This is a genomic window from Flavobacteriaceae bacterium HL-DH10, from assembly GCA_031826515.1.
GTDB classification, from domain to species: Bacteria; Bacteroidota; Bacteroidia; order Flavobacteriales; family Flavobacteriaceae; genus Thalassobellus; species Thalassobellus suaedae.
On the sequence record CP134536.1, the window covers coordinates 1036498 to 1063441 of the forward strand.

Below are 26944 nucleotides of genomic sequence, written 5' to 3' on the forward strand. Positions count from 1 at the left end.
ATTTCTTAAAACCAACTACTCTCAAGCCTTAAGCACAGAGATATTTTGTCGATTTATTTTCATCGTAAAAAAGCAAAATTTTTTATTTTGATTCTCGTTTTCACGGGAATGACAATTTCAAAGAAAACCTCAAGGCTGAACCAAGAGGAATTCTTTTCGATTAAAATCTATACTATCATGATGATATAGTATATTAATGATTTATTTTGCGTTTGTATTTATGATGTATTCGCTACCATACAAAACTAAACAATTCTTTTTTGTACTTATTAAATTAAGCATCGTAGTTGCTGCTTTTTATTTCATCTACCAAAAGCTGACAAAAAACAGCGAACTCCAATTTTCTGTTTTTATTGACTTTTTAACTAAAAACGATGCGTTTTCAATAAAAAACATCGTTTTTATACTCATTTTAAGCTTTTTAAATTGGTTTTTTGAAATTTTAAAATGGCAAAATTTAGTATTTCCTATTAAAAAAATTACTTTTAAAAATGCTGCTGAACAAAGTTTAGGATCATTAACAGCTTCTTTATTTACCCCAAACCGTATTGGAGAATATGGAGCAAAAGCCATTTACTATACTTCAAACTACCGAAAACGCATTATGCTTATTAACTTGATAAGCAACCTACTTCAAATGAGTATTACGGTTATTTTGGGCATTATAGGTTTAAGCCTTTTTATTTCAAATTTCAATATAAATATAAACCTTAACAGCCTTTTTATAATACTAATAATCAGCATCGTTTTTATTACCTTAATTACCTTCGGAATTAGAAAAAATAAGTTTACCATTAAAGGTGTTTCTTTTGAAAAAATTAAAGATTTCATTTCAAATTTCCCCAAAAATAAAATAAGATTAGGGTGGTTATTATCATTACTACGATATGCTGTTTTTTCATTTCAATTTTACTTTTTGTTCCATGTTTTTAAAACTGAAATAACGTATTTAAATGCCATGACAGCAATTACTTCAATGTATTTACTAGCCTCTATAATTCCTAGTGTTTTTATTTTTGATGTGATTATAAAAGGAAGTATAGCGGTTTATTTATTTGCTTTTTTAGGCATTAACGAACTCACTATTTTAAGTATCATCACCATTATGTGGATGCTTAATTTTGTATTACCAAGCATATACGGAAGCTATTATGTACTTAACTTTAAGCTTCCTAAAAACGATAATTAACAATGGTTTTAACAAGTATCATCATAACAATTTTATATCTCATTTTAATAGGAAGTTTTGCTGTGGGGTTTGATAAAATTTCTGTTTTTAAATTAGAAGATTTACCTTCTAAAACAAAATTCTCTGTGATTATTCCTTTTAGGAATGAAGCTGAATATGTATCCGAATTGTTAAAATCTATTGAAACACTAAATTACCCAAAGCATCTTTATGAAATTATTTTAGTTGATGATGCTTCTGAGGATGATTCAGTTTCAGTAGTTGAAAATTTTCTTAAAACAAAACCAACAATAACTAATATTTCTATTATACAAAATGAAAGAAAAACAAATTCTCCTAAAAAAGATGCTATTACATCTGCTATAAACCAAGCAAAAAACGAATGGATCATTACTACTGATGCCGATTGTGTTTTACCTAAATATTGGTTAGATTGTTTTGACGAATACATTCAAAAAACAAATGCTAAATGCATTGCGGCTCCTGTAACCTACCTGTCTACAAATTCATTTTTAAATAAGTTTCAATTACTCGATTTGCTGAGTTTACAGGGCGCTACTATTGGTGGTTTTGGATTAAAAAAACCGTTTTTATGTAATGGTGCTAACTTGGGTTATCAAAAAGCATTATTTACAGCATTAAATGGATTTAAAGGCAACAGCAACATTGCTAGTGGTGATGATATTTTTCTATTAGAAAAAGTTGCAAAAGAATATCCCGAAGCACTTCATTATTTAAAATGTGAACAAGCAATTGTTTTAACAGAATCACAAACATCGTGGAAACATTTAATATCTCAGCGTCTTCGATGGGCGGCAAAAACAAGTAGTTATAACAATTGGTTTGGAAAACTGACAGGCATCATTGTTTTAATTATGAATGCCTTAATAATTGCAACTGTTTTACTCACTCTAATTGGTAGTTTCAACTTTAAAATTTTGCTTTATATTCTTTTTATAAAATTAAATATCGACTTCTTTTTAATTTATAAATCGGCTACTTTTTTTAATCAAAAAGACATATTGAAATCTTTTGTTTTTGGATTTTTAATTTACCCTTTCTTTAGTATTTACATTGCTTTTCTATCTATATTTTCAAACTATAAATGGAAAGGACGCTCTTATAAAAAGTAACCTTACGAATACCATTTACACATTGAAATTACTGTGAAACAAAAAATCTCAAAAACTAAATGAAGCTTTTGAGATTTTTAATATATAAAACCTTGTTCTATTTACAGAATATAATCAGTGCTTATAAAGTTTGATGTTTTCTTGTCTAGCAACTCACTTAATATAGCATTATTGTAAGCATTATCCTTTGACGCTACAAAAGTTCTAATAGAAAATGAACGTAATGCATCGTAAACACTTAAGGTGCTAAATGCAGAGTCTTTTCGTCCTGTAAATGGATACACATCTGGACCACGTTGACAAGAACTATTTAAATTAACTCTACATACTAAATTTACCAAAGTATCAATAAGTGGCGATAGCGTTTGTACATTTTTCCCAAACAAACTTACTTGTTGTCCGTAATTTGATTCTGCCATATCATGTAATGGTTCTTCAATATCACTAAAAGAAACTATAGGTATTACTGGTCCAAATTGCTCTTCTTCAAAAACTCTCATATTCTTGGTAACAGGATATAAAACTGCTGGAAAAATAAAATTCTCGGTAGTTTCTCCTCCTTTTTTATTTAGAATATGAGCTCCTTTTTCTTTGGCATCATCTATCAATTCTTGAATATAAGCTGGCTTGTCTTCTTCTGGTAATGGTGTTAATTTAGAACCATCATCCCATGGATTACCAAATTTAAGCTGATCTACTTTATAAGAAAAACGTCTATTAAACTCCTCAACTACAGACTCATGAACGTACAATACTTTTAATGCCGTACAACGCTGCCCGTTAAAAGATAAAGTACCGGCAATACATTCATCTACAGCTAAATCTAAATCGGCGTCAGGTAAAACAATTGCTGGATTTTTTGCCTCTAAGCCCAAAACCATACGGAGTCTATTTCCTTTTGGATGTTGTGACTGTAAAGCATTAGCAGATTTACTGTTACCTATTAAAGCTAGCACATCTACTTTTCCAGATTTCATTATTGGCGTAGCCAGAACCCTTCCTCTACCATAAACAATATTTACAACGCCTTTAGGAAAGCTATTTTGAAACGCTTCTAATAATGGTGAAATTAATAAAACGCCTAATTTTGCTGGTTTGAAAATTACAGGATTACCCATAATTAATGCTGGAATAAGCAAAGTAAAAGTTTCGTTAAGCGGATAATTATATGGACCTAAGCACAACACTACGCCCAATGGCCCTCTACGAATGTGTGCATAAACACCATCATTTTTTTCAAATTTTGCTGAATCTCTATCTATTTGTTTATAAGCTTCAATAGTATCGTAAATATAATCTACTGTTCTATCAAACTCTTTTTCAGAATCTGGAAGATTTTTACCAATTTCCCACATTAAAAGTTTCACTACTTCTTCTCGCTTAGTTTTCATTTGTTCAACAAACTTTTCCATGCAAGCAATTCTATCAATAACTTTCATTGTTGGCCATAAACCTTGACCTTTATCATATGCTGCTAACGAAGAATTTAAAACTCCTAGCGCTTCCTTTTCTCCTAACTGAGGTATCGTTCCTAATAATGTTGGCTTATAATTTTCTGTTGAGGAAATTGTAGAATACACCTCAGCGGTTTCACCTTCCCATGCTTTTAATTCACCATCAGATAAATAAGTCGTTTGATGTAAAAGTGTTTCTATTTTATATGCTTCTGGAATATCAAAAAAAGTAGTATTCATTATATGAATTTATATTATTAAAACTAAAGCTAAGATAACCAATATTCCACTTAAACACCTTTAAAGTAAAAGGTTCAAATAAAAAAATATCATATTCTTAACACAATAAGTCAATGTGAAAAAAATATTCAAAACGAAAACGTTTACGTAAAAATTTTAACAAATAAATTTGGATAATTAATTTAAAATTATAAAATTTACGTGTACGCACACTAATTTTAAAAAACCAACAAATGAAACAACAATTTAGACTATTTTTCATTTTTATCTTACTGATAATGAATTTTACGGGATTTAAAGCCACTTCACAAGTTTTAGAAAACGGATGGGTTTCTCTTTTTAATGGCAATGATTTAACAGGCTGGAAACAGCTTAATGGAACTGCCGAATACAAAGTGAATAATGGTGAAATTATTGGCATTACAAAAACCAATACTCCAAATAGTTTTTTATGTACTGAAAAAAAATATAGCGATTTCATTTTAGAATTTGATGTTTTATTAGACCCTACTATTAATTCAGGTGTTCAGTTTAGGTCAAATAGTAGTAATGATTATAAAGAAGGTAAAGTACATGGATATCAATTTGAGTTAGATCCAAGTGATCGTGCTTTTAGTGGAGGTATTTATGATGAGTCAAGGAGAGGCTGGATTTACCCTCTGGCTTTAAACCCAAAAGGCCGCCACGCATTTAAAAATGGCATTTGGAATAGCTGTAGAATTGAAGCTATAGGGAATTCTATTAGAACTTGGATTAATGGCATACAATGTTCTAATTTAGTAGATGACGTAACACCCTCTGGCTTTATTGCATTGCAAGTACATAGTATAGGATCTGACAAAAATCATGCTGGAAAAAAAATTAAATGGAAGAACATTAAAATTAAAAGCATTAATTTAGAAAATGATAGTTGGGCTGTTGATCCAGATGTAAAAGAAATAAGTTATTTAATTAATAAGTTAACTAAAAACGAAGAAAACAAGGGGTGGCGATTGCTTTGGGATGGTAAAACCAATAATGGATGGAAAGGTGCCAAACTTGATCATTTTCCAAAATCTGGCTGGGAAATAAAAGACGGTGAATTAACTATTTTGGCTACCAATGGTGCTGAGTCAACAGGTCCTGGAGATATTATTACTGAGAACATTTTTAGTAGTTTTGAATTGGAATTAGAGTTTAAAATTACGGAAGGCGCCAATAGTGGTATAAAATATTTTGTTGATCCTGAACTTAATAAAGGACCTGGATCTGCTATTGGGTGTGAATTTCAAATATTAGATGACAAGAACCATCCAGATGCAAAAATGGGAGTTAATGGTAATAGAACCATTGGATCTCTGTACGATTTGATAGCAGCAGAAAATCTATCAACACCAGGAAGAGACAAACAATTTAAAGGTATCGGTAAATGGAACAAAGCTAGAATTATTGTTAAAGGATCAAAAGTTGAACACTGGCTTAACGATGAAAAAGTAATAAAATATGATAGATCGTCTCAAATGTTTAGAGGTCTTGTTGCATATAGTAAATATAAAAATTGGTTTAAATTTGGTCAATGGCCAAGTGGGCATATATTACTTCAAGACCATGGAAACACAGTGCACTATAGAAGTATAAAAGTTAGAGAGTTAAATTAATAAAGTATTTCAAGCATGAGTTCAAATAGAAGAGATTTTTTAAAAAAAGCCGCAGTAGGTGGCGTTGGACTAGCTTTTACGGGAGGCATTACAAGTGCATCTGCTAAAAGCTATTCGCGAATAATTGGAGCAAATGACAGAATTCAAATTGCCATTCAAGGATTGGGAAGACGATGGGGGGCTTATATTGAAGCCATTACGGATAAAGCGAATAACGTTGAACTCGTTTATTTATGTGATGTCATGAAAAGTCAACGTGAAAAAGCAGTTGCACACATTTCGAAATCCATTGATTATATCCCTAAAACAGAAAACGATATACGAGTTATTTTAGATGACAAAAGAGTAGACGCTATCTTTATGGCTACACCCGATCATTGGCATGCACCTGGTGCTTGCATGGCTATGCAAGCAGACAAACATGTATACCTAGAAAAACCCTGCAGCCACAACCCCAGAGAGGGCGAATTACTTGTTGCATATCAAAAAAAGTATAACAAGATTATTCAAATGGGTAACCAACAACGTTCTTCTTTAGAATCATCTGAAATAATTAAAGATATTCATAACGGAATAATAGGAACTGCCTATAAAGCAGTTGCTTTTTACACGAATTCCAGAGGAGAAGTTCCCATTCCAATAAAAGCTGCACCACCAGCAGGATTAGATTGGGATTTATATCAAGGGCCATCTCCGCGGAAAGAATACATGCACGATACTTGGGATTATAATTGGCATTGGTATGGATGGGATTTTGGAACAGCTGAAACAGGAAACAATGCCACTCACGAGTTGGACATTGCTCGTTGGGCATTAAATGTTGATTACCCAGAATTTGTAGATGTCTATTCAGGTAAATTCCAATACCCAAATGATGGCTGGGAAATGTATGATACCATGGAAGCGACTTTTAAATTTCCTAATAATAAAGTGATTCAGTGGGATGGACAAAGCAGAAATGGCTATGATAAATATGGTGCTGGAAGAGGTACTATAATTTATGGCTCTGAAGGATCTGTTTTTATTGATAGAAATGGTTATAAATTATTCGACTTAAAAGGAAAATTGGTTAGAGATAAAATCTTACTAGGTGGTGAAGACGGTGTCGCTCTTGGCGGTGGCGGAGGTCTTTCTACCAGGCACTCAGTAAACTTTTTTCAAGCTATTAGAGAAAAAGAAATATTAACTTCTCCTATCGAACAAGGTGTTGTTAGTCAAATGTTAACACATTATGCTAACATTTCATCAAGAATTGGCAAGTCTTTTGAAGTGGATGATGTTACAGGCAGAATATATGATCGTGACGCCATGAAATTATGGTCTAGAACGTACGAACCAGGCTGGGAGATAAAACCAGTTTAATTAAAAAAACAATAATTGACTATACAGATAGTTATTACTATTAAAAAATTTATTAGATGAAAAGAAGAGAATTTATAGCAAAAGGAGGCATTGTAACTGCAGGTATTATTACTACAACATCGACTTTAGGAGCTGTCTCTAAAAATTTTAGTCGTAATAGCACTATTAATATTGGAGTTATTGGTACAGGTGATAGAGGAGGCGGTCTTATTCCTATCCTGAACGAAATTGAAGGCGTTCATGTTTCTGCCGTTTGTGATGTTCTCCCTTTCCGATTAGAAAATGGAATTTCTAAAGCTAACCATAAAGTAAATGCTTATAGCGACTATCAGAAGTTATTAGACAATAAAGATATAGATGCGGTATTAATTGCAACTCCTTTTAGCACGCATTCTGCTATAGCCATGGATGCTTTAGATACAGGAAAGCATGTCTATTGTGAAAAAACAATGGCAAAAGGGTTAATTGAAATTGATGACCTGATAAAAAAAGTATCCAGTTCAAAGAGGATTTTTCAAACGGGGCATCAATACCATAGTTCCAAACTTTATAATCACGTTGTTAGCCTTCTTAAAAGTGGAGAGATTGGACAGATAAATTCCTTTGAATGCCAATGGAATAGAAATGGAAATTGGAGACGACCTGTTTCCGATCCTTCTTTAGAACGCGCTATAAACTGGAGGATGTACAAAGAATTTTCTGGTGGCTTAGTTGCAGAACTTTGTTCGCATCAAATAGATTTTGTGAAATGGGTATTAGATGAAAACCCAAAAAAAATTATGGGAACTGGTGGCATTGATTTTTGGAAAGACGGTCGGGAAACTTTTGACAATATTCATTTATTGTTTGAATACCCAAGTGGCGTAAAAGCAAAATTTACTTGTTTAACCAATAATTCTTTAGGTGATTATCAAATCAAGGTATTTGGTAGTAAAGGTACTATTGTTCTAGATTACACTCAAGCTTGGATTTATCGTGAAAAAGGATATACAAAAGAACTAGGAGAAGTAGATGGTGTTTCAGGAGCAACAGTAACCAATTACTTACAAGATAAAGGATATCCAATTGAGGTTTCTCATTTAGACCCAAGTAAACAAGCTTTAGTCGATTTTCGGGATTCAATTTTAGATAACAAACAACCTATTTCAAATGTTTACACTGGTGCCGAAACGGCCAAAGCTGTTCAGTTATCTTTGGATGCCATGTACAATGAAGACATTAGATATTGGGAACTATAAATGTATGCAAAACCTAAGAAAGCCATTTAACATTAAATAGTTTTAAACCAAAAACTGAAACAAATCTGGTTTGTCATTTAGATAGTCTCCATAAAAATTGTGTTGTTTCATTCGATCTATTAAAGGATTTAAGTCAGTAGCCGATTTTAATTGCACACCAACTACTGCCGAGCCATTTTCTCTGTTTGTTTTTTTAGCATATTGAAAATATGTGATATCATCATTTGGTCCTAAAATATCAACTACAAATTCTTTTAAAGCACCTGCCCGTTGTGGAAACTTCACTATAAAATAATGCTTTAGATTAGCATATAACAGGGCTCGTTCTTTTATTTCAGAAGTCCGTGTAATATCATTATTACTCCCACTTACAACACAAACTACATTTTTTCCTTTGATATTTTCAGCATAAAAATCTAATGCTGAAATACTAAGAGCTCCAGCTGGTTCTACCACGATTGCGTCTTTATTATAAAGTTCTAAAATAGTTTGACACACTTTTCCTTCTGGAACAGTAATCATGGCATGCAAGTTTATTTTACAGATATCAAAAGTTAAATCTCCCACACGTTTAACCGCTGCACCATCAATAAACTTTTCAATATGATCTAACTCGGTATTTTTATTATTTTTTATAGAAACTGTCATAGACGGTGCTCCTTCTGGCTCAACGCCTATTATCTTTGTTTTAGGAGACAACTCTTTAAAAACCGTTGATAACCCAGCTGCTAATCCGCCGCCGCCAACAGCAATAAAAACATAATCGATTGGATCGGTTGTTTGTTCTAAAATCTCTAAAGCAATAGTTGCTTGTCCTTCAATAACTTTTGGGTCGTTAAACGGGTGAATGAATGTTTTTCTAAGCTCGTCACATTCTAGCATAGCGGCATGATAGGCATCATCAAAAGTATCGCCAACAAGCTTTATATCTATATAGTCTTCGCCAAACATTTTAACCTGCTCTACTTTTTGATTAGGTGTTGGTGCAGGCATAAAAATAGTCCCTTTTATTTTTAATAATTTACAAGACAAAGCAACACCTTGAGCATGGTTTCCTGCACTGGCACAAACCACACCATTTGAAGCCTCCTCATTTGTAAGCGAACTTATTTTATTAAAAGCACCTCTAATTTTATAAGAACGTACCTGCTGGAGGTCTTCACGCTTTAAAAGGATATTAGCCTCATATTGTTTTGAATATCTTAAACTAGAGCTTAAAGGTGTAACTGCTGATACTTTTTTAATAGTTTCCGCAGCCGCTTTTACATCATCAAGATTAGGAAAATATATGTTTTTTTCCTTATTCATATGCTTATTATTTTTTTATACAACAAGACCTGCCTAGTTAAAAACTTGACAGGTCTTGAATATTAATTATATTTAATAGTTATTAAACTATTGGTTTCATAGCTGTCATAGACGCTCTTAAAAACCCACCTACTTTTTCAACAGGATGATTTCTTAATGCCTTATTTACTTCGATTAACTTAGCGTTATCAACACCTTTACCGTTATCTACAGCGAAAGCTTTTCCAATAACATCGGTATCAATAGTTTTCATAAAATCGGTTAATAAAGGCTTACAAGCATGATCGAATAAATAACAACCGTATTCAGCTGTATCCGAAATCACACTGTTCATCTCATATAACTTACGTCTTGCAATAGTATTTGCAATAAGTGGAGTTTCATGTAAAGACTCGTAGTAAGCTGATGCATCAATAATACCAGAATCTGTCATAGCTTCAAAGGCTAATTCAACACCTGCTCTTACCATAGCAACCATTAACACACCATTATCGTAATATTCTTGTTCTGAAATTTCAACATCACCTGCTGGTGTTTTTTCAAATGCCGTTTCAGCTGTTTCAGCTCTCCATCCTAATAAATCTTTATCATTATTAGCCCAATCTGCCATCATACCACTTGAGAAGTTACCTTCCATAATGTCGTCCATATGCTTTTGGAATAACGGACGCATAATATCTTTTAATTCTTCTGAAAGTTCAAAAGCTTTAATTTTTGCTGGGTTTGATAAACGATCCATCATATTAGTGATACCACCATATTTAAGACCTTCTGTGATAGTTTCCCAACCATATTGAATTAATTTTGAAGCATAACCTGCATCAATTCCTTTTTCAATCATTTTATCGAAACAAAGAATAGATCCTGTTTGTAATAAACCACAAAGAATAGTTTGCTCTCCCATTAAATCTGACTTTACCTCAGCAACAAAAGAAGACGCTAACACACCTGCTCTATCACCACCAGTTGCAGCAGCATAAGCTTTAGCTTGCGCCCAACCTTTTCCTTCAGGATCGTTTTCTTCGTGTACAGCAATAAGTGTTGGCACACCAAAACCTCTTTTATATTCTTCACGCACTTCTGTACCAGGACATTTAGGCGCTACCATAATAACCGTTAAATCTTCACGAATTTGCGTGCCTTCTTCAACAATATTAAAACCGTGAGAATACGACAATGTTGCTCCTTTTTTCATTAGAGGCATTACAGCATTTACAACACTTGTATGTTGTTTATCAGGTGTTAAGTTTAACACTAAGTCTGCTGTTGGAATTAACTCTTCGTAGGTTCCAACATTAAAACCGTTATCAGTTGCATTTACAAATGATTGACGTTTTTCGGCAATGGCTTGCGCTCTTAATGCATAAGAAATATCTAAACCAGAATCTCTCATATTTAGTCCTTGATTAAGCCCTTGAGCTCCACATCCTACAATGACTATTTTTTTACCTTTTAATGCATTTACGCCATCTTCAAATTCTGAAGAATCCATAAATCGACACTTCGATAATTGACTCAATTTATCTCTCAACGATAGTGTGTTAAAATAATTTCCCATTTTTAATTTTAATTATTATTGGTTATTGAATGCTAATAGCATTTCTGTTACTTTCATTTCATCTTTAGTTACAGCAATTCTTCCTGCACGTACAAATTGCATAATACCAAACACATTTAAATCTCTACGTAATGATTCTATTTCGTTTCTTCTACCTGATTTTTCAAGTACAAAAAATTCTTTATTTACCGTTACAATTCTAGTATTACTTTCTTTTATTATATTCTGAATTTGAGGCTCTTCAAACAGTAAAGAAGATTTTATTTTAAACATACAAGACTCCGTATAAATAGTTTCTTCATCTGTATGATAAAAAGCACGTATAACCTCAATTTGCTTTTGAAATTGTCCAACTATTTTTTTAGCTTGAGACTCTGAAATATTAACGACTATAACAAAACGATTTACACCATCAATTTCTGATTGTGATGTTGTTAAGCTTTCTATATTAATATGTCTGCGTTGAAAAATTGCCGATATACGATTTAATAAACCGATGTTATTTTCGGTATAAATTGAAATCGTGAATGTTTTTATTTCTTCGTTCATTTTTTCTAAATATTTAGCTTAATCGTATATCTGAAACCGATGCTCCCGAGGGCACCATTGGAAATACATTGTCCTCTTTTTCTACACATACCTCAAGGAAATATGACTCTTTTGAAGCTATCATTTCTTTAACAGCATCTGCTAGTTCTTCTCTTTTAGTAATTCGCTTAGCTTGTATATGATATCCTTTTGCTATAGCTACAAAATCAGGATTAGTCATTTCAGTAGATGCGTAACGTTTATCAAAAAACAATTGTTGCCACTGACGTACCATTCCTAAAAATTCATTATTTAAAACAACAATTTTTACTGGAGTTCTTTGCTGAAAAACGGTTCCTAATTCTTGAATATTCATTTGAAAACCACCATCTCCAATAATAGCAACTACCTCTCTATGGGGTTCAGCCATTTTAGCTCCAATAGCTGCAGGAAGCGCAAAGCCCATAGTACCTAATCCGCCAGAAGTAATATTACTTTTAGTAAGATTAAATTCTGAATAACGACAAGCAATCATTTGGTGTTGTCCAACATCTGATACAATGGCAGCATCACCTTTACTTTCAATATTTATTTGCTTTAATACTTCCCCCATGGTTAAACCTTCTTTGGTTGGGTGAAGATCATCTTTAATAACTTGTTCAAATTCGATAGCATATAAATCTTTAAACTCTTGTAACCAAGAATCATGTGATTTAGCATCTAATAATGGTAATAATTGTGCTAAACTATCTTTAGAATCACCTATAACAGCAACATCTGTTTTTACGTTTTTATCAATCTCTGATGGATCAATATCAAAGTGAATGACTTTAGCCTGCTTAGCATATTTAGTTAAATCACCTGTAACACGATCGTCAAAACGCATGCCTATAGCAATAAGCACATCGCATTCGTTAGTTAACTTATTAGGTGCATAGTTACCATGCATACCTACCATACCTATATTTAAAGGATGTGAAGTTGGTATTGCTGATGCTCCAAGAATAGTCCATGCTGATGGTATTCCTGCTTTTTCAACAACTGCTTTTAACTCATTTTCTGCTTTACCAAGTATAATACCTTGTCCCCAAACGATCATTGGTTTTTTTGCAGAATTTATTAATTTAGCTGCTGCTTTAACAGATTCAGGATTGGTTTTAGGAACTGGAATATAACTTCGTACACCAGTACATTTTTTATATTCAAAATCTAATTCACCAAATTGAGCATCTTTAGTTATATCTACTAATACTGGTCCTGGCCTACCACTTTTTGCTATATAAAAAGCTTTAGCTAATACTTCTGGAATTTCCGAAGCTTTAGTAACTTGATGATTCCATTTAGTTACTGGCGTAGATATACCCACAATATCAGTTTCTTGAAACGCATCACTACCTAATAAATGTGAAGGTACTTGACCCGTAATACAAACCATTGGTGTAGAATCTATTTGCGCATCGGCAATTCCTGTTATTAAGTTTGTAGCCCCTGGTCCTGAGGTTGCCATAGCAACACCAACGCGTCCTGAAATACGTGCGTAACCTTGAGCAGCATGTGCCGCACCTTGCTCATGTCTTGTTAGTACATGATGAATTTGATCTCTAAACTTATATAACTCATCATAAACAGGCATGATAGCACCTCCTGGATATCCATAAAGAATATCAACACCTTCAGCCATTAAGCATCTTACAACTGCTTCACTACCTGAAATACGCATTTTTTTACTAATCACTTCTTGTGTTTTGTTTTCTGTTTCTGTATTCATAATTCTCACTTTAAATTCATGAGATTCCTTCCTTAGAGGGAATGACAAAAATATTGTTATTTATTACGCATCAGTCACACATCCTTTAGATGCAGAGGCTACCGTTTTTGCATATTTATATAATATTCCTTTTTTATGTTTCAACGCTGGCTCAACCCATTGCGATTTTCTTTCTGCTAATTCTTCATCAGAAAGTAAAACGTTAATTGAATTATCTTCAGCACTTATTCTAATCTTATCACCAGTTTTTAATAATCCAATAGTTCCACCTGATTGTGCTTCTGGAGTAATATGCCCAACAACAAACCCATGAGTTCCTCCTGAAAAACGACCATCTGTGATTAAAGCTACAGATTTACCTAAACCTGCTCCCATAATTAAAGAGGTTGGCTTAAGCATTTCTGGCATCCCTGGACCTCCTTTTGGTCCTACATAACGAATGACGACGACATCTCCTCTTTCAACTTCTCCATTTGAAATTCCAGTATTTGCAGCTTGTTCACCATCATAAACAACCGCTTTTCCTTCAAACAATAAGCCTTCATTTCCTGATATTTTAGCAACAGCACCTTCAGTAGCTAAATTCCCATAAAGAATTTGTAGATTCCCAGAAGATTTTAAAGCTTTATCCTTTGGGTATATAACATCCTGATCATCGTCAAAAGTAAGCGGTTCTACATCAGCTAAATTCTCAGCTAAAGTCTTTCCTGTTACCGTCATACAATCACCATAAAGATACCCGTTGTCTAAAAGATATTTCATTACTGCTGGAGTTCCTCCAACACCATGCACATCTTCCATTAAGTATTTTCCGCTAGGTTTTAGATCGGCTATCAAAGGCGTTCTATCACTAACACGTTGAAAATCTTCTAATGTAAACTCAATATCTGCAGCATGAGCAATTGCTAAAAAGTGCAACACCGCATTTGTAGATCCTCCTAAAGCATTTACAAGTGCAATGGCATTTTCAATAGATTTTTTAGAAATTATATCTAATGGTTTTAAATCTAACTCTAAAAGGTTTTTAATAGCAATAGCTGTTCTTTCGCTTTCAGATAATTTATTCGGATTCTCTGCTGGAATTGAAGAGTTATAAGGCAACGCAAATCCCATACATTCTATAGCCGAAGCCATAGTATTTGCCGTATACATCCCTCCACAAGCTCCTGCTCCTGGAATAGCACTTTTTATTATATCTCTATATTCTTCTTCACCAATTTCACCTGCAACTTTTTGTCCTAAAGCTTCAAAAGCTGATACAATATTTAATTTTCTTCCTTTGTATTTTCCTGATGCTATCGTACCTCCATACATCATTATAGACGGACGATTTAAACGCAACATAGCAATAACTGCTCCTGGCATATTTTTATCGCATCCAACAACAGAAATAAGTGCATCATAACTTTGAGCATTCATAACGGTTTCAATAGAATCTGCGATAATATCACGAGAGGCTAAAGAATAATTCATACCAGAAGTCCCCATAGATATGCCATCACTAACACCTATTGTATTAAATCCTAATCCAACTAAATCGGCTATTTTACATTCAATTTTTACTTCTGCAGCCAAATTATTCAAATGCATATTACATGGATTACCATCATATCCCGTACTAGCAATACCTACTTGGGCTTTATTCATATCTTCATCAGATAACCCTACAGCGTATAACATTGCTTGAGATGCTGGCTGAGATTCATCTTGAGTTAATCTTTTACTATGTTTATTAAGTTCTTTCATTTTTATTGCAGATAATTTATGCTTTACCTTAGTTTAGTTTTTGATATTTTAAATATTTAAGACTTTTGCCTCAGAATTAAAAACATTCGAAATAACGCTCGAAATTAATTTATTAGGTTTTTATTTACGTTTACATTTGATTTATAAGGTTAAATTCACAACCTCCAAAAACAACATAAGACACTAATAAACAGTTATTTAAACCGCTATTTTTATGATGTTCAAAAAATGAAAAAAAACAATAAAAAAAGCCTTCCTTTAAGGGAAAGCTTATAATATATATTTTACGATTTAATTATAGCCCTCCTATCCTTGTGAAATAACCACACTGACAACAATAAGAATGCTATTTAAAATTTGTTTTTTCATTTTGCTTGAGCAAATATTTACAATTAAAACTTAATATCCAATTTTTCATTGAAAAAAATAAAAAGTAATTTAATTTTCCTTTTATTTTATTTACTTTTGCAGGCATAAATAATAGAGGAAAGATTTGACTGATTGCAACCTCTTTACGTCTAAAAAGTTTGGACGTAAAATAAAAATGCTAAAGGCAGTGTAAACTTCCTTCGACGTTATCGTCAAATCTTATCGTAAAATAAATTATATGGCTTATTTATTCACTTCAGAAAGTGTTTCTGAAGGACACCCAGATAAAGTTGCAGATCAAATTAGTGATGCTTTAATTGATAATTTTTTAGCGTTTGACACCGAAAGCAAAGTAGCTTGTGAAACACTTGTTACTACAGGACAAGTTGTACTTGCTGGTGAAGTAAAATCTACCACCTATTTAGACGTTCAAAAAATTGCTAGAGATACCATAAACAAAATTGGCTACACCAAAGGCGAATATATGTTTGACGGCAATTCGTGCGGTGTTCTATCTGCAATTCACGAACAATCTGAAGACATTAGTCAAGGTGTAGATCGTGGAAGTAAAGAAGAGCAAGGTGCTGGAGATCAAGGTATGATGTTTGGATATGCTACGAATGAAACTGAAAACTTCATGCCACTAGCATTAGATTTATCACATAGAATTTTAAAAGAACTTGCTGAATTACGTCGTGAAAACAAAGATATCAACTACTTAAGACCAGATTCTAAGAGTCAGGTAACTATAGAATATAGCGATGACAACATCCCGCAGCGTATTGATGCCATTGTAGTATCTACACAGCATGATGATTTTGCAGATGATGATGCTATGCTAGCGAAAATCAGAAAAGATATTGTAGACATTTTAATACCACGTGTTGTTTCTAAACTCCCAAAACAAATTCAGGTATTATTTAATGATGATATAACATATCATATTAATCCAACAGGAAAATTTGTTATTGGTGGTCCTCATGGAGACACAGGATTAACAGGGCGAAAAATTATTGTTGACACTTATGGAGGAAAAGGCGCTCATGGTGGTGGTGCATTTTCAGGGAAAGACCCAAGTAAGGTGGATAGAAGTGCTGCTTATGCCACGCGCCATATTGCTAAAAACTTAGTGGCTGCTGGTGTTGCCGATGAAATTTTAGTACAAGTAAGTTACGCTATTGGTGTTGTTGAACCTATGGGTATTTTTATTGACACATACGGGACTTGTCCGTTTAATATGACTGATGGAGAGATTGCAAAAAAAGTATCTACAATTTTTGACATGCGTCCGTTTGCCATTGAAGAACGCTTAAAACTTCGCGCTCCTATCTATAGTGAAACAGCTGCTTATGGACATATGGGACGTAAAAACGAAACCGTTACTAAAACATTTAGTCAACCTAACGGAGACACAAAAACACTTGATGTAGAATTATTTACTTGGGAAAAATTAGATTACGTAGACAAAGTAAAAGAGGTGTTTGAGATATAAAACCAAACGATTATAAATTATAAAAAAACTGCTATTCGTGTATTTAATATATTATGAATAGCAGTTTTTATTTTTTAGAAAAATTACTTTTTAATCTCTAATTTTTCAGCAAAATAATCACAAAAATCTTTCATAGTTGCCGTCATTCTTTCATCTTGTGTTGCTCTATTAAAAGTGTCACTCATAGCAACTAAGGTTTGATGAAAAAACACTTTCATTTCATCTACAGGCATATCTTTTGTCCACAAATCAATACGCAGTGTTTCTTGAGCTTTAGCATCCCAAACAGCTAACATCATTGCTTTTGCTTCTTCATTTGTAATGCCACCATCTTGTGCTGTCCAAAATAATTTTTCTGGAACTTTATTAGCATCTAGTTCTATATTCAATTCTATTTTAGAGGTTTTATTTTCAGCCATTATTTACGTGGTTTAAATTTCGAATTATTAAAAATATCTTCAGTGCTCGTTATAAGCATATCTTTTAGTGTTACATCATTTTGTTTCATATACGCTCTCACAATTTGCCAACCTATATATTGACCTAATCGCCCAGGCGATGCTGCATCAATTTCTTCTAAATAAAACTTAGAAAAAGGCGCAGGATTTATAAAGCGACCTAATAATTTAGCATCGGTATTAAATAGCAACTCACGTTCTACAAAATATCGCCAAACATAACTTTCGTTTGCTTTTGCCCAATCTAACTCATCTTGAGTATATCCAATACGTTGCGCATCTGTTTTAAAAGGCACAACAACATCTTTAAAATATAATTGCTTTCCAAAATAAATCATTTCGTCTAATAAGTTTTCTTTCTTTTTTTGATACATATATCTCTTAGCATATTCGCCAGCTAAATCAACTACTATTTGCTCTTTATCGAAGCCTTTTCTAATGTATTTTGGAATATTTATGTAAAATTCATGATCACTTCCTAAATAAGTATCTAAAGCGATAACATCAATAGTATCTGTTACAACAATTCTATTTCTATAATCTACATAACTTGTAGTAGTAATAACTCTAGGAGTATTAAATTCAGGGAAATAATATTTAATATGATTAAAAAGAGATTCAATATCTAATTCTGTTTCTGAAAAATTTGAAAACACTTTATTTACTTCACTAAATAGTTGCAATTGTAACGTGTCGTTTTTTGTTTCTACCCATGTTGAATCGGTATCGTTCTCAGAAAACATAAAAGGATATACGTGTCTTAATTTTGAAAAATCTTTAAGATCTGCTTTTGCTACTAATTCATCAAAACGCTCCGTATTAATATCTATATTAATGCTAGCAATGTCATTTTCTAATTGGGTTTCCTTTTTACAAGAAACAAAAATCATTAAAATAAAAACAAAAAATATATACTTCACATTAAAGTTAGGTGTCATAAATTTTTATTAATTAAGTGTTTCGTTTATTTTTGTTAACAAAGGTACTATTCTTAGATTTAAATTCATTTAACATGCATACAGAAAAAGTTGTAGATTACATTGTAAATTGGCTAAAAGATTACGCCACAAATGCCGGAGTTAATGGTTTTATAATTGGCATTTCTGGTGGAATTGATTCAGCTGTAACCTCCACACTTTGCGCAAAAACTGGTTTAAATTTAATGTGTGTTGAAATGCCAATACATCAAGCCGATTCTCAAGTTAGCAGGGCGATGAATCATATTACTTGGTTAAAATCCAATTTTAATCAAGTAGAAATGACTCAAGTAAACTTGACACCTGTATTTGATAATTTAATTGAAGCTTTACCAAGTGTAGATAATGAAGAAGAACGGTTTATGTCTTTAGCGAATACTAGAGCTAGGTTACGCATGACGACCTTGTACTATTTTGCTGCACTAGAAAAACTATTAGTAGCAGGAACTGGAAACAAAGTAGAAGATTTCGGCATTGGTTTTTACACAAAATATGGCGATGGAGGCGTAGATTTAAGTCCAATTGCAGATTTATTAAAAACTGAAGTTTATACCATCGCTGAATATTTAGGCATCAATAAAGAAATCATAGAAGCAGCTCCAACTGATGGCCTTTGGGGGGATGACAGAACAGACGAAGATCAAATTGGCGCTTCATATCCAGAGCTTGAATGGGCTATGAAAATGGATTCTGAAGGCAAAACATCTGAAGATTTTACAGACAGAGAACAAACAGTATTTAATATATACAAACGGTACAACTCATCGAACAAGCATAAGATGATTCCTATTCCTATTTGCGAAATTCCCAACAATTTACTAAAACCTTTGTAAAATATATAAAAAAGCATTACTTTTACGGCAAGCTTATTCTCTCAATTATAATATTCTCTCTTATATTAACTATTATAAAAAAGCTTTAAGATTATGATTAAATTATTAATAGCAGATAATCACCCAATTATCAGAAAAGGTTTAGAATTACTTTTTACAGCTTCATCAAACATTGAAGTGGTTGGAAGTTTAGAAGACGGGGAAGAAATCCTTGATTTTATCAAAAAAAATCCCGTAGACATTATTTTAATGGAAGCCGATTTCCCTAAACTTAATGGTTTAACTGTTTTACGTTATTTAAAAAATGACTATCCAGACATTAAAACTATTATTTTTAGTGGTCAACCTGAAGAAGTGTATGCTATAAACGCCATTAAAGCTGGCGCTTCTGGTTACATTTCTAAATCAGTTAACGTTATTACTATTAGTGAAGCTATAGTAAAAGTATATGAAGGTGGTATTCATTTAAGCAATGAATTAACACAACAATTAGCTTTTGGTACACGAACTAATAAAAGTGGGTCATTTTACAAAAAACTATCAACAAGAGAAGCAGAAGTTTTAAAACTTCTAACTATTGGTAGAAAAAACAAAGAAATATCCAAAGAATTAAACATTAACGAGAAAACGGTTAGTACTTATAAGGCCCGCCTAATGCGTAAACTTAAAGTTACTAATTTAGTAGATTTAGTTAATCAAGCAAAAATTGCTTCAGAGTTATAATACTCTGTTTAACTTTATAGGCAGTAACATTTTTAAGCCTGAGTAGTCTTTTACTTTTTTAAAGTACATTTCTATTCGTGTTACTGCTAATTAATAAAGTTTATTGCTGAAATTCTTTTATTTTTTAGTCTATTAAAAAACAATTAGACTAAAATAATTTCGCTAAAATAACGTTACGTGTTTTTTTAACATTTAACGTTATTTTTTTTTATAAAACCCTATTTAACTTTCTAGACAACAACATTTTTAAACCTGAATAATCTTTTACTTCTTCAAGTATATTTCTATTTGTATTACTATTATTTTGCAAAGTTTCTTGCTGAAATTCTTTTACTTTTTGATCTATTAAAAAACAACGTAAACTTAAAATGGTTTCGCTAACTAATTGCGCAACACTATGCATTTTTTCTTTTGGAAAGATATTCATTCTATTCCAATCATCTAAGGCATAGCGCTCATCATCCATTAAAATGGTTGTAATTTCGTTAGACATATCTGGATCAACTGAATTTATAAATGTTTTAAGTTCAAATTCTGGACTTTGATTCAGTCTATCTATAATAGTATAATACATGGTTTTGAAATGAGGATTTGTAAATTCCATTTCATCATCCTGTAAATCTAAAAACACTTTTTCAAATACTTTAGCACGATGAATTTCTGGTTCTAACACCAATTCACCTTTATCATTTTCTTTTAAAACTAAGTCTTCAAAATCTTCTGCTTTATTTCCATAAAGTAATAAAACTTCAATTATTTTTCGCTCTAAAACATATTGTACATCCACCTTCTTAACAGGTTTAGGTTCATGCCTTATAACATCAAATGCTTTTTGATCTTTTTTAAATTGTTTATTTTCTTCTTGAGAATCCTTTTTATTAATTTGAGCTAACGTACTAAAAAGCACCTCTTCACTAATATCCATAATTCTAGCACATTCCTGTACATAGATTTCTCTTTTAATATGGTCTGGAATTTTAGAAATGCTATTTACGATATCTCTAACTGTTTCTGCTTTTTTTATTGGGTCATTTTTAGACTCTTCAAATAAAATAGAAGCTTTAAACTGAATAAAATCTTTAGCATTCTCGCTTAAGTAAAGCGTTAATTCTTCAAGTGTATTTTGTTTTGCAAAGCTATCTGGATCTTCTCCTTCAGGAAACGTACAAACCTTAACGTTCATTCCCTGTTCCAAAATTAAATCGATACCTCTTAAAGATGCACGCATTCCCGCTGCATCACCATCAAAAAGTACAGTTATATTTTTTGTAAGTCTGTTTATTAATCGTATTTGTTCTGAAGTTAATGCTGTACCAGAAGACGACACCACATTTGTTATTCCTGTTTGATGAAATTGAATGACATCGGTATAGCCTTCAACCAAGAAACAATTATCTTCTTTAGCAATACTTTGCTTTGCATGGTAAATACCATACAACACTTTACTTTTATGATAAATATCGCTTTCTGGTGAGTTTACATATTTTGCAGCCTTTTTATCTACAATAAGTATACGACCACCAAACCCTAACACACGACCACTCATACTCTTAATAGGAAACATAACACGACCTTTAAACCTATCAAAGCGTTTATCTTCTTTAATAATAGTTAATCCTGTTTTTTCTAAAAAATCTATATTATAACCTTGTTTTAGAGCTTCATCTGTAAAGGCTTGCCATTCGTTGAGTGAATATCCTAAATCAAATTTTTTGATGGTTTCTTCAGTAAAACCACGTTCTTTAAAATAGCTATAACCTATCGATTTTCCCTGATCGGTTTTATGCAATACTTTTTGAAAATACGTGTTAGCAAACTCACTTACCAGATATAAACTTTCTCGTTCATTGGCTTGCTCCTTTTGTTCATTACTTTGCTCGGTTTCTTCTATTTCAATATTATATTTTTTGGCAAGATATTTTATGGCTTCTGGATAAGTAAAATGTTCATGCTCCATTAAAAAAGATACTGCGGTACCTCCTTTGCCCGTAGAAAAATCTTTCCATATTTGTTTTACTGGCGACACCATAAAACTAGGAGAGCGCTCATCACTAAACGGACTTAAACCTTTAAAATTACTTCCCGCTTTTTTTAACTGAACAAAATCACCTATAACCTCCTCTACACGAGCAGTTTCAAACACTAAATCTATGGAAGCTGGTGATATCAATTTGGACATTTATATGAAATGTAAATGTAATATAAAGTATTGATTTGTGAAATTTTAAAACCACCCCAATCTTCCATATTTATTTGAAAGATAAATATTCATTTAATTATATATGATAATAATCATAGTTTAAATATGATAGAAGTATTATTTTTATACATTATTTTAATTTAAAAACAGCGAACTTATGTTAACCAAAGCAAACATATCAAAATGGTCTAGAACCATATTAGGGTTATTTTTAATTATATATGCTTTAAATCAATTTTTACATTTCCTACCAACCTCTTATGACTCAATGCCTGAAAACACAAGAGACTTTATAGATACTGTTGCTGAATATTTGCCATACTTATATTTTTTCGAAATTATAATTGGTCTATTTTTAATTATTAATAAATGGTCTGCTTTTATAGTAATTGTGTTATTTCCGTTAACTATTTCATTTTTAATTTTCAATCTTTTAAATAATGACCTAATTAAAATTTGGCCAGCACTTATAGTAGCATTTCTAAATTTTACACTTATAATAATAAACAAGAAAAAATATAAACCTTTGTTTTCTTAATCTATATCAAATCGAATACCTACAGAAATATTATGTTGGTCAGTGATTTGATCTTTAAAAATAGGTGACAAATCATATTTTACGTACAATGCTGTGTCTCCAAAACCAATATAACTACTTAAACCGTAAACTAAATTAGAGGTGTTAAAACTTTGCTTTTGCTTGTCTTTATGATTTTGACCATTCAATTGGTATTTTAATTTTTGACGTGTCCCAATATTAAAACCACCATAACCACCTATACCTATTTTGAATTTATTATTGTTAATATATCTAATACGATCTGCTCTATCTAATTTTCTTGATGGTCCAAACTCTAAATGCAACGGAAAGACCAAATTGGTAATTGTTAACTTGGCTTTTTTAAGATGTTCTGGAAACCTTTCTAAAGCAGTTTGATTTCCTTGCTGCACAAAATATTGATTATCATTTGGCCTAAATTTATTCCATTGAAAAGCAAAACCATATTTTAATCTTAAAAAATTAGATTCTTTTAAAAGTCTTGTTTTCCAGTTCCATCCTAATTCAACAAAACCTGAACTTTTAAATTTATAAGGTGAATCATCTAATTTTTCGCCATCAATAATCGCATTATTAAAACCTATTGCTAACAAAAAGTCGTTTGATGTTCGAATATCATATTTAGGTGGTGTTCTTTTTGCCTTTACATTAAAACTTTTATTACTTATATTCAATCCAATTAAATTATCCTTCCCTTCCTTATGTAAACCATATTCATTTCTTTTTAAAAGCGCTATTTTATTATCTACAATAGCAACTCTGTTTTCAATATTTAAAGCATGTATTTTAGCGGCTTCTTTTTTTAAATTTTCAGCTTCTAAAAAAGTAATTTCATTGTTTTCTAAGCGTTTGTTAATCGCAATAACTTCTTCTTTTAAATAACCTCGCTCCTGTTCCTGTATGGTAATTTTAACCTTTTCTAACATTTCTATATTCTGCTTATTCTTAATTGCAGGTATAGAATCTTGTGCATTGATAAAGTGCACATTTAAATTTAGTATTAACACCACTAAGCATTTAGTAATTGTTTGCATAACTGTTCGTTTTTTAGCCCATAACGGGCATTAATTTATGATTGATTTGATGATTTTTTAATCGTTTCGCTGGGCAACCGCTGTTTTTACCGAATTAAAGCTTGTCTTTATAGCATCAAAAACTTTTTCTCTAAAAGATTGATCTAATTCTTCTTCCACTTCTTGAAGTAATGCATTAGCATCAACCAATCCTGTGGTTTCATTCAATATTTTATGCAGCCTAATTTCTTGTTGAGCTTGTAATAATAAAGCATCAATATCGGCATCTGTAACTTCTGTTTTTGCTTCTTTTAAAACGTGTACTTGAGCAACAATATCTTGTATTTTTTGTTCTTCAAAAGATGGTTTTTCTTTTAAAACTTCAGACTGATTTATATCTTTTTTAACTAACTCAACTTCTTCTTTACTTGAAACTGCAACAACATTATTTGAAGTATTATTTTCTAAACCCTCAGTGGCTTTTTTATTTATCTGATTTATATTTTTATCTAACCCTATTACTGTTTTATTCTCTTCAAATTTTTCTTCTTTGGGAATTTCTTTAGCAATAACATTATTAGAATCCTGTATAATAACTTCTGGAGAGTCTACAACTTTGGGCAAATCTTCAATATATGTTTGGTTATTAAAAAACTGAGAAACCAACAATAGAACACCAACAATACTTGCTGCCAAACCAAACAACCAATATGACTTATTGTTTTTAGTTTCTTTTTGTTCACCTAAGCTACTAGACAATTTGCTCCAAGCATTTTCAGAAAATTTCAATCGTCTTCCCTCAAGCTTTTCTTTTATGTCTTCTTCAAATTTATTTGACGCCATAACTTGTTATCTTATTTAATTCACTAATTTTTTCTTGAAGCATTTTTCGTGCTTTAAATAATTGCGATTTTGATGTGCCTTCATTAATATTTAGCATGGTTGCAATTTCATGATGCTTATAACCTTCTATGGCATACATTACAAATACCATTTTATAACCTTCGGGAAGCATGTCTATTAATTGCTGTATATAATCTACTTCAAGACTTAGAGTAATAGTATTTGCATGCGTGTCATTAATATCAACATCCTCTAAAGAAAACTCAATATTCTTTTGTTGTCTTAAAAATGAAATGGATTCTCTAACCATAATTTTGCGTATCCAACCTTCAAAACTTCCTTCATTTTTAAAGCTTTTTAAATTGACAAACACTTTAAAAAATCCTTTTAGCATGACATCTTCTGCAAATTGTAAGTCCTTAATATAATATCTACAAACACTTAACATTTTTGGAGCGTGCAATTCGAATAACACATGTTGTGCCTCATGATTATTTTTCAACGCCTTTTTTATTAGTGCCGATTCGCTTTTATGGAGTTGAATAACTTTCAAAAATGATGTCATTTTGCGTTCTATTTATAAAGACGAAAATATTATGAAAATGGTTGCCCAGAAATTAAATAAATTTTAAAACTAGTCTATAGTTTTATCTAAAAAAAAAAGAAAATCAGTCTTTTATAAAAATCTCATTTAAACTAATTATTCATCTAATAATTAAATCTCAAAAAAATACATTCGTTATTAAAAAACTATTGATTTTTTATCAATTTTAAATAAATGTTAAGTTTTGTTTACTAAAAACTTCTATTTATTGACTATCTTCTATCAATTAGCTATATTTGGTAATATACACTAAAGCTTATGGATAAAAACCACCTTTTTTCATCATATGACAAGCTTCCAAAAACTTGGGACGAGATGTACAACGATAATGCAGAATTTAGAGCTCAATATGAAGAATTTATAAAATATTTAGAAAAAACTTCCCCAGAAAAACTCACTAAAAAAGAAGACCTATCTAAACAATTATTCATGAGTCAAGGTGTTACCTTCACAGTTTATAATGACAATGAAGGCATTGAGAAAATATTCCCTTTTGATATAGTTCCAAGAATTATTACCGCTAAAGAATGGGATAAAATTGAAAGTGGCATCAAACAAAGGCTTAAAGCTTTAAATCTGTTTATTAAAGATATTTATAACGAACAGTTTATTTTAAAAGATGGTATTATTCCAGCAGAATTAATTTATTCATGCCCAAATTTTTTACACGAAATGAAAGGTGTGAAAGTCCCTCATGATGTGTATGTACAAATATCTGGTGTTGATTTAATTAGAAATAACGATGGTGAATTTTATGTACTTGAAGATAATTTAAGAACACCTTCTGGAGTAAGCTATATGCTAGAAAACAGAGAAATTTCTAAACGTTTATTCCCTGGTCTTCTACCAAAAAATAATGTAAGGTCGGTTTCAAGTTACCCAAACATGTTACACAAAAAGCTTAAAGAGCTTTCAAACATATCAGATCCTAATATTGTTTTACTTACTCCTGGTATCTATAATTCGGCATATTACGAGCATACTACATTAGCTAGATTAATGGGAATTGAATTAGTAGAAGGCAGTGACTTGGTTGTTAAAAATCACTTTGTTTATATGAAAACCACTAATGGTTTAAGACAAGTTGATGTTATATATAGACGTGTAGATGATGACTTTTTGGATCCGCTTGAATTTAATGCAGAAAGTGTTTTAGGCGTTGCCGGTATTATGGCTGTTTTTAGAAAAGGTAATGTTAATATTGTGAACGCTCCAGGAACGGGTATTGCCGATGACAAAGCTATTTACACCTATGTACCTGACATGATTAAATACTATTTAGATGAAGAACCTCTATTAAAAAACATAGAAACCTATCAATTAGGAAGACCTGACGAATTAGACTATGTTATTAAAAACATTAAAGACATGGTTATTAAAAAAACTGATGGTAGTGGTGGTTATGGCATGCTCATGGGCCATGAAGCTTCAGATGAAGATATTGAAGATTACATAAACAATGTAAAGAAAAGACCTGAAAATTTTATAGCACAACCCATTTTAAGACTTTCAACAGCACCTTGCTATATTGACGGTAAATTATCACCAAGATGTATTGATTTAAGACCATTTGCATTATCTGGTCGTGATGGTATTGACATATGTCCTGGAGGATTAACTAGAGTCGCACTAAAAAAAGGTTCTTTAGTGGTTAATAGTTCTCAAGGTGGTGGAAGTAAAGACACATGGGTTATTCAATAATATAAAACAAA

22 protein-coding genes are annotated in these 26944 nt (G+C 31.7%); 10 read left to right on the forward strand and 12 right to left on the reverse strand.

The features are described 5' to 3' along the window. Positions 1-220: 220 nt before the first annotated feature. Positions 221-1189, forward strand: coding sequence for a lysylphosphatidylglycerol synthase domain-containing protein (locus RHP49_04585; GenBank protein ID WNH13534.1), 969 nt, complete (start codon positions 221-223; stop codon positions 1187-1189). Between the two features lie 2 nt (positions 1190-1191). Further along, a complete protein-coding gene (locus RHP49_04590; protein WNH13535.1) occupies positions 1192-2322 on the forward strand; it encodes a glycosyltransferase in 1131 nt (376 codons plus the stop codon). Positions 2323-2423: 101 nt separating this feature from the next. On the opposite strand, the gene RHP49_04595 is transcribed toward RHP49_04590, so the two are convergent. Then, positions 2424-4016, reverse strand: coding sequence for an NADP-dependent glyceraldehyde-3-phosphate dehydrogenase (locus tag RHP49_04595; protein ID WNH13536.1), 1593 nt, complete (start codon positions 4014-4016; stop codon positions 2424-2426). 278 nt (positions 4017-4294) lie between these two features. Here RHP49_04595 and RHP49_04600 point away from each other — a divergent pair, with 278 nt between their 5' ends. Genes RHP49_04600 through RHP49_04610 form a run of 3 tightly spaced genes read left to right on the forward strand, consistent with a single transcriptional unit; the run spans position 4295 to position 8253 of the window. After that, positions 4295-5653 carry a DUF1080 domain-containing protein gene (locus RHP49_04600; protein WNH13537.1) on the forward strand — a complete coding sequence of 453 codons (1359 nt, stop codon included), beginning with the start codon at positions 4295-4297 and terminating at the stop codon, positions 5651-5653. A gap of 15 nt (positions 5654-5668) precedes the next feature. After that, complete coding sequence (locus RHP49_04605; protein WNH13538.1) at positions 5669-7015, forward strand: Gfo/Idh/MocA family oxidoreductase; 1347 nt, start codon at positions 5669-5671, stop codon at positions 7013-7015. A 56-nt stretch (positions 7016-7071) separates the two neighbouring features. Then, positions 7072-8253, forward strand: a complete 1182-nt coding sequence (locus RHP49_04610; protein WNH13539.1) for a Gfo/Idh/MocA family oxidoreductase — start codon at positions 7072-7074, stop codon at positions 8251-8253. Positions 8254-8295: 42 nt separating this feature from the next. Here RHP49_04610 and ilvA read toward each other — a convergent pair whose 3' ends face one another. The 5 genes from ilvA to ilvD form a co-directional block, all read right to left on the reverse strand. Continuing rightward, positions 8296-9561, reverse strand: a complete 1266-nt coding sequence (gene ilvA, locus RHP49_04615; protein ID WNH13540.1) for a threonine ammonia-lyase IlvA — start codon at positions 9559-9561, stop codon at positions 8296-8298. Positions 9562-9643: 82 nt separating this feature from the next. After that, positions 9644-11119: a ketol-acid reductoisomerase gene (ilvC, locus tag RHP49_04620; GenBank protein WNH13541.1), complete on the reverse strand. Its 1476-nt coding sequence runs from the start codon at positions 11117-11119 to the stop codon at positions 9644-9646. Between the two features lie 15 nt (positions 11120-11134). Continuing rightward, positions 11135-11668, reverse strand: coding sequence for an acetolactate synthase small subunit (gene ilvN, locus RHP49_04625; GenBank protein ID WNH13542.1), 534 nt, complete (start codon positions 11666-11668; stop codon positions 11135-11137). A gap of 13 nt (positions 11669-11681) precedes the next feature. After that, positions 11682-13415, reverse strand: coding sequence for a biosynthetic-type acetolactate synthase large subunit (gene ilvB, locus RHP49_04630; protein WNH13543.1), 1734 nt, complete (start codon positions 13413-13415; stop codon positions 11682-11684). 63 nt (positions 13416-13478) lie between these two features. Continuing rightward, positions 13479-15161: a dihydroxy-acid dehydratase gene (gene ilvD, locus RHP49_04635; protein ID WNH13544.1), complete on the reverse strand. Its 1683-nt coding sequence runs from the start codon at positions 15159-15161 to the stop codon at positions 13479-13481. A gap of 607 nt (positions 15162-15768) precedes the next feature. On the opposite strand from ilvD, the gene metK reads away from it, so the two are divergent. Continuing rightward, a complete protein-coding gene (gene metK, locus RHP49_04640) occupies positions 15769-17022 on the forward strand; it encodes a methionine adenosyltransferase (GenBank protein ID WNH13545.1) in 1254 nt (417 codons plus the stop codon). A gap of 83 nt (positions 17023-17105) precedes the next feature. Here metK and gldC read toward each other — a convergent pair whose 3' ends face one another. After that, the gene (gldC, locus tag RHP49_04645) at positions 17106-17441 is read right to left on the reverse strand and encodes a gliding motility protein GldC (protein WNH13546.1); all 336 of its coding nucleotides are present in this window, start codon (positions 17439-17441) and stop codon (positions 17106-17108) included. After that, entirely contained in the window at positions 17441-18400 is a 960-nt protein-coding gene (gene gldB / locus RHP49_04650; GenBank protein WNH13547.1) for a gliding motility lipoprotein GldB, read from the reverse strand. Before gldB ends, gldC begins: the two co-directional genes overlap by 1 nt. Positions 18401-18492: 92 nt before the next feature. Between gldB and nadE the strand changes: the two genes are divergently transcribed. Together nadE and RHP49_04660 are read left to right on the forward strand one after the other, a co-directional pair. After that, positions 18493-19290 (forward strand): NAD(+) synthase, encoded by a 798-nt coding sequence (nadE, locus tag RHP49_04655; GenBank protein WNH13548.1) that lies wholly within the window; start codon positions 18493-18495, stop codon positions 19288-19290. A gap of 93 nt (positions 19291-19383) precedes the next feature. After that, positions 19384-20013 carry a response regulator transcription factor gene (locus RHP49_04660; protein WNH13549.1) on the forward strand — a complete coding sequence of 210 codons (630 nt, stop codon included), beginning with the start codon at positions 19384-19386 and terminating at the stop codon, positions 20011-20013. A 208-nt stretch (positions 20014-20221) separates the two neighbouring features. Here the strand turns inward: RHP49_04660 and dnaG are convergent, their stop codons facing one another. Further along, positions 20222-22183, reverse strand: coding sequence for a DNA primase (dnaG, locus tag RHP49_04665; protein WNH14378.1), 1962 nt, complete (start codon positions 22181-22183; stop codon positions 20222-20224). 187 nt (positions 22184-22370) lie between these two features. Here dnaG and RHP49_04670 point away from each other — a divergent pair, with 187 nt between their 5' ends. Further along, positions 22371-22751: a hypothetical protein gene (locus RHP49_04670; protein WNH13550.1), complete on the forward strand. Its 381-nt coding sequence runs from the start codon at positions 22371-22373 to the stop codon at positions 22749-22751. Here the strand turns inward: RHP49_04670 and RHP49_04675 are convergent. From RHP49_04675 to RHP49_04685, 3 genes are read right to left on the reverse strand one after another with little or no spacing between them, the layout of a single operon-like run. After that, positions 22748-23806 (reverse strand): hypothetical protein, encoded by a 1059-nt coding sequence (locus RHP49_04675; GenBank protein WNH13551.1) that lies wholly within the window; start codon positions 23804-23806, stop codon positions 22748-22750. The genes RHP49_04670 and RHP49_04675 overlap by 4 nt on opposite strands. A gap of 57 nt (positions 23807-23863) precedes the next feature. After that, on the reverse strand, positions 23864-24628 hold the full coding sequence (locus RHP49_04680) for a hypothetical protein (protein WNH13552.1): 765 nt from the start codon (positions 24626-24628) through the stop codon (positions 23864-23866). Beyond that, complete coding sequence (locus tag RHP49_04685; GenBank protein ID WNH13553.1) at positions 24615-25193, reverse strand: RNA polymerase sigma factor; 579 nt, start codon at positions 25191-25193, stop codon at positions 24615-24617. Before RHP49_04685 ends, RHP49_04680 begins: the two co-directional genes overlap by 14 nt. A 297-nt stretch (positions 25194-25490) precedes the next feature. Between RHP49_04685 and RHP49_04690 the strand changes: the two genes are divergently transcribed. Continuing rightward, positions 25491-26933, forward strand: coding sequence for a circularly permuted type 2 ATP-grasp protein (locus RHP49_04690; protein WNH13554.1), 1443 nt, complete (start codon positions 25491-25493; stop codon positions 26931-26933). Positions 26934-26944: the final 11 nt, after the last annotated feature.

Excerpts from the sequence above, each read along its gene's own strand:
- RHP49_04585 (WNH13534.1), top strand. The coding sequence starts at position 221 with ATGATGTATTCGCTACCATACAAAACTAAACAATTCTTTTTTGTACTT.
- RHP49_04590 (WNH13535.1), top strand. The coding sequence starts at position 1,192 with ATGGTTTTAACAAGTATCATCATAACAATTTTATATCTCATTTTAATA.
- RHP49_04595 (WNH13536.1), bottom strand. The coding sequence starts at position 4,016 with ATGAATACTACTTTTTTTGATATTCCAGAAGCATATAAAATAGAAACA.
- RHP49_04600 (WNH13537.1), top strand. The coding sequence starts at position 4,295 with ATGAATTTTACGGGATTTAAAGCCACTTCACAAGTTTTAGAAAACGGA.
- RHP49_04605 (WNH13538.1), top strand. The coding sequence starts at position 5,669 with ATGAGTTCAAATAGAAGAGATTTTTTAAAAAAAGCCGCAGTAGGTGGC.
- RHP49_04610 (WNH13539.1), top strand. The coding sequence starts at position 7,072 with ATGAAAAGAAGAGAATTTATAGCAAAAGGAGGCATTGTAACTGCAGGT.
- ilvA (WNH13540.1), bottom strand. The coding sequence starts at position 9,561 with ATGAATAAGGAAAAAAACATATATTTTCCTAATCTTGATGATGTAAAA.
- ilvC (WNH13541.1), bottom strand. The coding sequence starts at position 11,119 with ATGGGAAATTATTTTAACACACTATCGTTGAGAGATAAATTGAGTCAA.
- ilvN (WNH13542.1), bottom strand. The coding sequence starts at position 11,668 with ATGAACGAAGAAATAAAAACATTCACGATTTCAATTTATACCGAAAAT.
- ilvB (WNH13543.1), bottom strand. The coding sequence starts at position 13,415 with ATGAATACAGAAACAGAAAACAAAACACAAGAAGTGATTAGTAAAAAA.
- ilvD (WNH13544.1), bottom strand. The coding sequence starts at position 15,161 with ATGAAAGAACTTAATAAACATAGTAAAAGATTAACTCAAGATGAATCT.
- metK (WNH13545.1), top strand. The coding sequence starts at position 15,769 with ATGGCTTATTTATTCACTTCAGAAAGTGTTTCTGAAGGACACCCAGAT.
- gldC (WNH13546.1), bottom strand. The coding sequence starts at position 17,441 with ATGGCTGAAAATAAAACCTCTAAAATAGAATTGAATATAGAACTAGAT.
- nadE (WNH13548.1), top strand. The coding sequence starts at position 18,493 with ATGCATACAGAAAAAGTTGTAGATTACATTGTAAATTGGCTAAAAGAT.
- RHP49_04660 (WNH13549.1), top strand. The coding sequence starts at position 19,384 with ATGATTAAATTATTAATAGCAGATAATCACCCAATTATCAGAAAAGGT.
- RHP49_04670 (WNH13550.1), top strand. The coding sequence starts at position 22,371 with ATGTTAACCAAAGCAAACATATCAAAATGGTCTAGAACCATATTAGGG.
- RHP49_04675 (WNH13551.1), bottom strand. The coding sequence starts at position 23,806 with ATGCAAACAATTACTAAATGCTTAGTGGTGTTAATACTAAATTTAAAT.
- RHP49_04680 (WNH13552.1), bottom strand. The coding sequence starts at position 24,628 with ATGGCGTCAAATAAATTTGAAGAAGACATAAAAGAAAAGCTTGAGGGA.
- RHP49_04685 (WNH13553.1), bottom strand. The coding sequence starts at position 25,193 with ATGACATCATTTTTGAAAGTTATTCAACTCCATAAAAGCGAATCGGCA.
- RHP49_04690 (WNH13554.1), top strand. The coding sequence starts at position 25,491 with ATGGATAAAAACCACCTTTTTTCATCATATGACAAGCTTCCAAAAACT.